At 33.6% G+C, this 7482-nt stretch carries 7 protein-coding genes; 1 reads left to right on the forward strand and 6 read right to left on the reverse strand.

Translation table 11 applies throughout. From position 1 onward, the window contains the following. Positions 1-544: 544 nt before the first annotated feature. The gene (locus tag Q0A18_RS09235) at positions 545-1072 is read left to right on the forward strand and encodes a helix-turn-helix transcriptional regulator (RefSeq protein ID WP_292009865.1); all 528 of its coding nucleotides are present in this window, start codon (positions 545-547) and stop codon (positions 1070-1072) included. Between the two features lie 79 nt (positions 1073-1151). On the opposite strand, the gene Q0A18_RS09240 is transcribed toward Q0A18_RS09235, so the two are convergent. From Q0A18_RS09240 to Q0A18_RS09265, 6 genes are all read right to left on the reverse strand, one after another. After that, on the reverse strand, positions 1152-2321 hold the full coding sequence (locus tag Q0A18_RS09240) for a proline dehydrogenase family protein (RefSeq protein WP_292009866.1): 1170 nt from the start codon (positions 2319-2321) through the stop codon (positions 1152-1154). 62 nt (positions 2322-2383) lie between these two features. Continuing rightward, positions 2384-3310 carry a UbiA family prenyltransferase gene (locus tag Q0A18_RS09245; protein WP_292009867.1) on the reverse strand — a complete coding sequence of 309 codons (927 nt, stop codon included), beginning with the start codon at positions 3308-3310 and terminating at the stop codon, positions 2384-2386. A gap of 11 nt (positions 3311-3321) precedes the next feature. Next, positions 3322-4248: a mevalonate kinase gene (locus tag Q0A18_RS09250; protein ID WP_292009868.1), complete on the reverse strand. Its 927-nt coding sequence runs from the start codon at positions 4246-4248 to the stop codon at positions 3322-3324. Positions 4249-4315: 67 nt separating this feature from the next. Continuing rightward, positions 4316-5806, reverse strand: a complete 1491-nt coding sequence (locus Q0A18_RS09255) for an MFS transporter (RefSeq protein WP_292009869.1) — start codon at positions 5804-5806, stop codon at positions 4316-4318. A gap of 106 nt (positions 5807-5912) precedes the next feature. Further along, positions 5913-7091, reverse strand: a complete 1179-nt coding sequence (locus tag Q0A18_RS09260; protein ID WP_292009870.1) for an acetyl-CoA C-acyltransferase — start codon at positions 7089-7091, stop codon at positions 5913-5915. A gap of 9 nt (positions 7092-7100) precedes the next feature. Further along, positions 7101-7482, reverse strand: a 382-nt coding sequence (locus Q0A18_RS09265; protein WP_292009871.1) for a hypothetical protein, incomplete at its 5' end; no start/stop codon positions are given.

Here is a 7482-nt window from a genome sequence, read left to right on the forward strand (position 1 = left end):
AATTATCCGAAATTGATAAATTACTGAGGAAATTGATAGCTTAGTTTTACTTTATAAGCAGTATCTAACTTTTATGAATACAGGTATAACTTAATGGATATCTAATTTCATAAATTAATATTAAAAGACTATTACTAAAAGACATTCAAGAGATATAACAGGAATATGTTCTTTCCCTGATTCGTTATTTAAGCAACAAAATCAAGTTTTTAGCATATCTCCTACTCTAGACCTTCATATAGTCCTTAAAACCTAGAAAAAAGAGATGTAATCAATGTATTTATAACAATAGTATAAGCTTGATGATTTGAACTATAACGTTTATCTAATCTATTACTTTAAGCATCATTACCAGAATAAGTCTTTTAAAAATAAAAATTGTACAATAAAAAATTTAACGCCTCAAATATATAATATACTGTAGTATAGCTGTTTACAGCTATTTACTTTTGTATACTGAAGTTTTTTACAATTGTTTACTTTTGTATTTTGCATTTGTAAACTTTATTTTTACATTTGTAATTCATTTGAAAGTCTAATTTTTATGAATTTAAACGAGAGAATTTCAAAAGTTATAGAGTATTCTAAGTTGACTTCTTCTGAATTTGCAGATGAAATTGATGTGCAGAGATCTTCTATTTCTCACATTACTTCCGGAAGGAATAAACCTTCTCTGGAATTTATCATTAAAATAAAATCCCGCTTCCCTGAGATTATGTGGGACTGGCTCATTAATGGAGAAGGTGAAATGCTGAAATCTGATGAACCGGAAGAAAGTACTGAAGAAGATTCCGGGGAAAAGATTAAGCCAACTCCTCTTCCTGATCTTTTCACATTAATTGGTGATGATAATTTTGGAGTAACCGAAAGTGAAGACAGCACTCAAAAATATATACCGCGAGAAGCTGATATTTTAGCCAAGGATAAGGCTGAAGAAAAAATAACGGATTCTCAGCGATTAGAACCAATTTCAGAACAACTAATTAATCAAGCAATTGATAATCAGGGGAATAAAATAAAAAGAATTGTTTTGTTCTTTGAAAATGGAAAATTTGAAAGTTTTGAGCCATAAAAAGTTCCCCTTTAACGGAAAAATTAAAAGATCGTACCAATAAAAAACTCCGCTTAATGCGGAGCTTTGTAATTATATACTATTTTTGTTTTCTTCTTTGAAGTTCTTTGTTAATAAGACTTAGTTCCCTTCCGGTCTGTCCAGCAACTGAAGTATTTTCCTGGGCTCTTCTGGTGAGATAAGGAACTACATCTTTTACAGGCCCGTATGGCAGATATTTAGCTACATTATATCCTTTATCGGCTAAATAGAAAGTGATATTATCACTCATTCCGTAAAGTTGTCCAAAATAGACATGTCTGTTATCATGCTCTAAAGACTTAGCCTTCATTTTGTCCATTACAAGCTCTGAAGAAATCTCGTTATGAGTTCCAAAGAATCCTGAAACTCTATCGAGGTGATTCATTATAAAATCAATGGCAGCATTATAATTGTTATCCGTAGCTTCTTTGGTAGGTTGTATAGGATCTGCATAGCCCTTTTCCTGAGCTCTTTCTCTTTCTTTCTCCATATAGGCACCCCGAACTATTTTATATCCGATAAAATAGTTTTTCTCCTGAGCTCTCTGAAGGTTCTGCTCCATATATTCAATTCTACCTGTTCTGTACATCTGTATGGTATTCCAGACAATAGGTTTTTCCTTGTTATACTTTTCCATCATCTCTTCACAAAGATGATCGGCAGCATCCTGCATCCAGGTCTCTTCGGCATCAATCATCAGCTGTTTATCATTTTCATAGCACAGCTTACAGATATCATCAAATCTTTTTACTACTCTTTCCCATTCTTCTTTCTGACTTGTAGTAAGCTCTGTATTTTTTCCAACAGCTTCATAAATATCAATTCTACCAAAAGCTGTAGGCTTAAATACAACAAAAGGAATAGCAGGATTTCCTACTGAAAACCTTACAATATCTTTAATTTCATTGCAAACAGCATCAAACGTCTCCTCATCCTCTTTCCCTTCTATGGAATAATCAAAAATACTTCCAACACCTCTTTTGAAGAGCTGTTTTACCACTTTCATACTTTCTTCTCTTGTTTCTCCTCCACAAAACTGCTCAAACAAAGTGTTCTTTACAATTCCGGGAACAAAAGGGAAATTATTATGAATAGTAAAATTAAGAATAGAAGTTCCAATGTTTGTTAAAGCCGGCTGTTCAATCATTTTAAACATCCAATACGCTTTTTTCAATTGAGCATCTGACTTGTCTGCAAATGCGATCTTAGTATCGTTGAAAATGGGCATTCCTTTTATAAGTTTAGTTATACAAATGTAAGAATAACCTTAGTCTTTTGAAAAAAAAATTTCTACAATTTATATTCAATACCGTTTATTAACATCGCTATAATCCCCACAAAAATCCAGAGTCTTAAAATATTCAGAGTGAAGAATTTACTTTTTCTGGAATAATCTGAAAGAAGATAGACACAAATGATCAACACAAATAATCCGGCAGAAAAATAATATCCTACAAAACCTGAAATTCCTGTTCTTATAATGAGTTTCATAGAAACTACCATTGTGACTATAAGAAGAGAAATAAGAATAGATTTAGCCTGTTTATTGGTGAAATAATTAGGTATTGTAATATATCCGAATGCTTTATCGGCAGTTTTTGTAAGAGTATCCTTTACAATATCTATACAGAGAAGCAGTAAGAAAAGAAATATAGCCATTAAAAAAAGCTTAATGGAAAATGTTTCATAATACACCATCATTCCAAAAAAAGGATATAGTGTAAGGCTTACAAAAGTAAGGTTATTAATAAACAGGATCCGGCTTAATTTATGGCTGTAAAACCACATAAAAAACTGATAGATGATAAAAAATATAAATACTCTGTGAGAGATAAGAAAAGCAACTCCCAGGGAAATAATACTTAGTACCAGATAAGCATACAGAAAATATTTCTGTTCGGTAAAATTCTGAAGCCGTGTTCTGAATGGTTTTACAATATGATCCTTCTCCTGATCATAGAACTGGTTAATTATTCCTCCTGCCAAGATACTTAGTACGGTACAAAAAATGATACCATGAACTTTAAAATCAAAGACGAATTTTCTGAAGCTTTCTTCCTGATTAAAGAGGAAAAATGTAGAAACATACAGGGCAAAAGTAAGGAGCAGGGCTACAAAAAAGCGGGCTCCCAAAAGAAAGCCCACAAATTGTGATATCCTATAAAATAGGGATTTTGAATTATTTTTATGTCGGAAACTTTCTTTTTCAGAATTCATTCCCAACTTCTTTAAAATCTGTAAATAACTTCCTTCTGAAAACCATCAAGCATCTTTTCAGCTTTTCCGTAGTCTTTGGTAAAGCCTAAAATATAGCCTCCACCTCCGCTTCCACAAAGTTTTAAATAGTAAGCGTTAGAATCCAATCCTTTTTTCCAGATATTAAAAATACTTTCAGGGATCATCGGACGAAAATGTTCATAAGCCCAATGGGAAAGCTTCTTCAAGTTTCTAAAAAACGGATTCATATCTTTTTTCAGAAATGCCTCTATACAAGCATTGTTGTAACGGATGAACTCCTCTTTTAATGTATTCCGGAACCCTTCGGTTTTCATTTTTTCAAAGAAAATCTGAATCATAGGTCCTGTTTCTCCTGTTATTCCTGAATCAATAAGGAAAATAGCCCCTTTACCTTCTTCTCCTTTAGGGATAGAAACTTTATCAAGATTTTCTTTATTTTCGATAAGAATAGGCAGGTTCATATAACATATCAAAGGATCCATACCTGAACTCTTTCCATGGAAATAGCTTTCCATTTCTCCAAATATGGATTTCAGCTTTTTCAGATTGTCTTTTGAAATACTATCCGGATTAAGTTTCTTCAAGGAATATTTCTCAAAAATAGCAGCTACCAAAGCTCCTGAACTTCCTACTCCGTATCCTTGAGGAATATTGGAATCAAAGAAAAGTCCACGGGATATATCATTTTTAAATCTTGCAATATCCAATGTGAAATCCTCAGCAAGGTTAAGCTCAGTAAGGAAATCAGCATATTTTTGAAGATGTTGATTAGACTTTAATTCGAATTCGGATGCGAGATCAGAAAATTTCAAAGTTCCCTTATAAAAGCTGTAAGGTACTACCAAGCCTTGGGAATCTTCAATCATTCCGTACTCTCCGAATAGAATTATTTTAGCATAAAATAGAGGGTTAGTCATAATGACAATAAATCTTTTTGCAAAGATAAAGATTATTCAGCTTAATATAAGCAAAATTCGAACCGAATTACAATGTCTCCTTATTCTTTATGGGTTTTACTTTTAAGAAACGGATCAATACCAATCCTGCAGCAAAAAATATGGTCATGGAAAGTGCTGCATAACGCATATTATTAAACTGCTCTATCAATGTAGCAAAAATGAAAGTCCCTAAAATTATGGCAATCTTTTCCAATACATCATAAAAACTGAAGAATGTGGTATTTTCCATAGAGTTTTCAGGAAGTAATTTGGAATAGGTAGATCTGGACATGGCCTGAAGTCCGCCCATCACCAATCCTACAACTGCTGCAACTCCATAAAATTGATATTCTACTGTAGGATTTTCTTTGTTTAAGAAGTAAGCCCACAGACAGGCTACAATCCATAAGGCAACTGCGATAGTAATTACATTTTTATTTCCAATCCGTTTTGACAATCTTGAAAATATAACAGCCCCGATAATTGCTTCAATCTGAATAACCAGTAAGGTTCCAATTAATTTATCCTGTGCCAGGTTAATTTCACTTTTTCCGAACAATGTAGCCATCAGAAAGATCGTCTGCATTCCTACGCTATAAAAAAAGAAACTGGATAAAAAGAATTTAAGATTTCTATCTTTAAACAGTTCATTTCCCACTTTATAAAGCTCATGAAAACTTTCCTTGGCAATGTCTTTATAGAAGCTCATATTATCCTTTAAAACCTCAAAAAAGCCACCCTGTTCTTCATGTCTCTTAAAGATATTTTTATAATTCAATAAAACCAGATCCTTTGGTAATTTATCTTTTACATCTCCAAACTGAGGAAGATACCTGAATGTATATTGTGAGAATCCAAACCACCATGCACCGGTTAATAAGAAACTTATTCTTGTAAATAATAACTGCTGTGCAGCTCCTTTAGCAAATACCTGAATTAAAAGTAAGCACAATACAACTAAAACTACGGAACCTAAATAACCGTAAACATATCCTTTTGCTGAAAGGGCATCCTGACGGTCCGGTGTGGCTATATCCGGTAAAAACGAATTATAAAAGACTAAACTCCCCCAGAATCCAACACTGGCTGTAATACTGAAAAGTAAACCTAGGAATACATTATGCATTCCCGTAAACATAGCTAACCCCATACATGAAGTAGCTCCCAGATAACAGAAAAACTGTAAAAATGATTTTTTATTACCAATTGTATCAGCTAATGAAGATAAAAATGGTGAAAGTAATACCACGATAAAGAATGATATCGTCAATGAATAGCCGTATACTGCATCCGGCTGGTATTCTCTTCCAAAAATTTTAATCATATGCCTTACGGGAACATCAATCCACTGATGGGTCTCCTGAACATATTCCTTCTTTTCATAAGCTGTTGTAAGAATGGAATAATAAATAGGAAAAATAGTGGAAGTAATGACCAAAGAATATACTGAATTGGCCCAGTCATAAACCGCCCAAGCCTTCATTATTTTAGGATTATTTTTTATATGTCGAGGCTTTCGATTCTCAATTTCAGACATTTCAAATAAATATTAGTAGCACAAAAATAAAAAAACCATTAAGAAATGGATGAACTTTTAAATAAATTATCTATTCCTTAATGGTAATATACTATGAAGCAGAGAATTATATATTCTCAATAACAATTGCAGAAGCACCACCGCCACCATTACAGATCGCTGCAGCTCCATATTTTGCATTATTTTGCTTTAAAATATTAATCAATGTAACGATGATTCTTGATCCTGAACTTCCCAGTGGGTGTCCAAGGGCAACTGCTCCTCCATTAACATTCACTTTAGAAGCATCTAATCCTAAAATCTTATTGTTTGCCAAACCTACTACGGAGAAAGCTTCATTAAATTCAAAAAAATCAATATCTGAAACCTGAAGGTTTGCCTTTTTAAGAGCAATTGGCAATGCTTTAGCAGGCGCCGTTGTAAAATTCTCTGGCTCCTGAGCTGCATCTGCATAAGATATAATTTTAGCTAAAGGCTTAAGCCCTAATTCTTCCATTTTTTCTTTTGAAACAAGAATCAAAGCGGAAGCTCCGTCATTCAATGTTGATGCATTTGCTGCCGTTACAGTTCCACCTTCTTTTTTAAATACTGTAGGGAGTGTAGCAATTCTATCAAAATTAACAGCTTTATATTCTTCATCTTCTGCAAAAATAATCGGCTCACCTTTTCTTTGAGGAATTTCAACAGGAACAATTTCTTCATTAAATTTGCCTTCGCTCCAAGCCTTAGCTGCTCTTTTATAAGATTCTATAGCGAAGTTATCCTGATCTTCTCTTGAAAAGCCATAATCAGTCGCACATTTTTCAGCACAAACTCCCATATGAACTTTATTATAAACATCTGTAAGACCATCTACAAGCATTCCATCCTGCATTTTCACATCTCCAAGTTTTGTGGAAACCCTTGCATTATAATAATGGGGAACGGATGACATATTTTCCATACCTCCAGCAACAATTACATCTGCATCACCTGCCTTAATTGCCTGTGCCGCCATTGTAACAGCCTTCATTCCTGAGGCACAAACTTTATTTACAGTAGTAGACGGAGTTTCTATTGAAAGACCTGATCCTAAAGCAACCTGGCGTGCAGGGGCTTGTCCTTCTCCTGCCTGTAATACATTTCCCATGTAGATCTCCTGAACATTCTTAGGGTCTAATCCTATTTTATCTAATGCACCTTTCACGGCTACAGCTCCCAATTTCGGAGCAGGAATCGTCGATAAGCTTCCTAAAAAGCTTCCCATAGGTGTTCTTACAGCGGAAACAATGAATACTTCTTTCATTTTTATAATTTATTTTAATTCTTTATTTTTATTTGTTTTTGCTAAGATCATAATTACAGCTCCAGCAAATTCTACAGCCCACCCCCATCTCAGTTTTACAATACCTGCAACAGCTTCCCTCCATGATTTAAAAGGAACAAAGTTGAAATATTCTACTGACTGAAGTTTAATAGCTATTAAGGTAAAACCAAATAATACCAGCAGTAAAAGGCTAAAAAACCTAACTATCTTAATATTATTATTAACAATACCAAAAAGTGCACAAGCTGAAAGAACCCAGCAGATGATAGCTAAATTATGGTCTACTTTCCAGTAATTCCAATTTCCTATAATCGGAATATGAACCAAAGGAAGAAAACTTCCTACAACTACCAATAATAATCCTAATAAC

The sequence above is a fragment of the Chryseobacterium sp. genome (genome assembly GCF_022712095.1).
Lineage (GTDB): Bacteria > Bacteroidota > Bacteroidia > Flavobacteriales > Weeksellaceae > Chryseobacterium.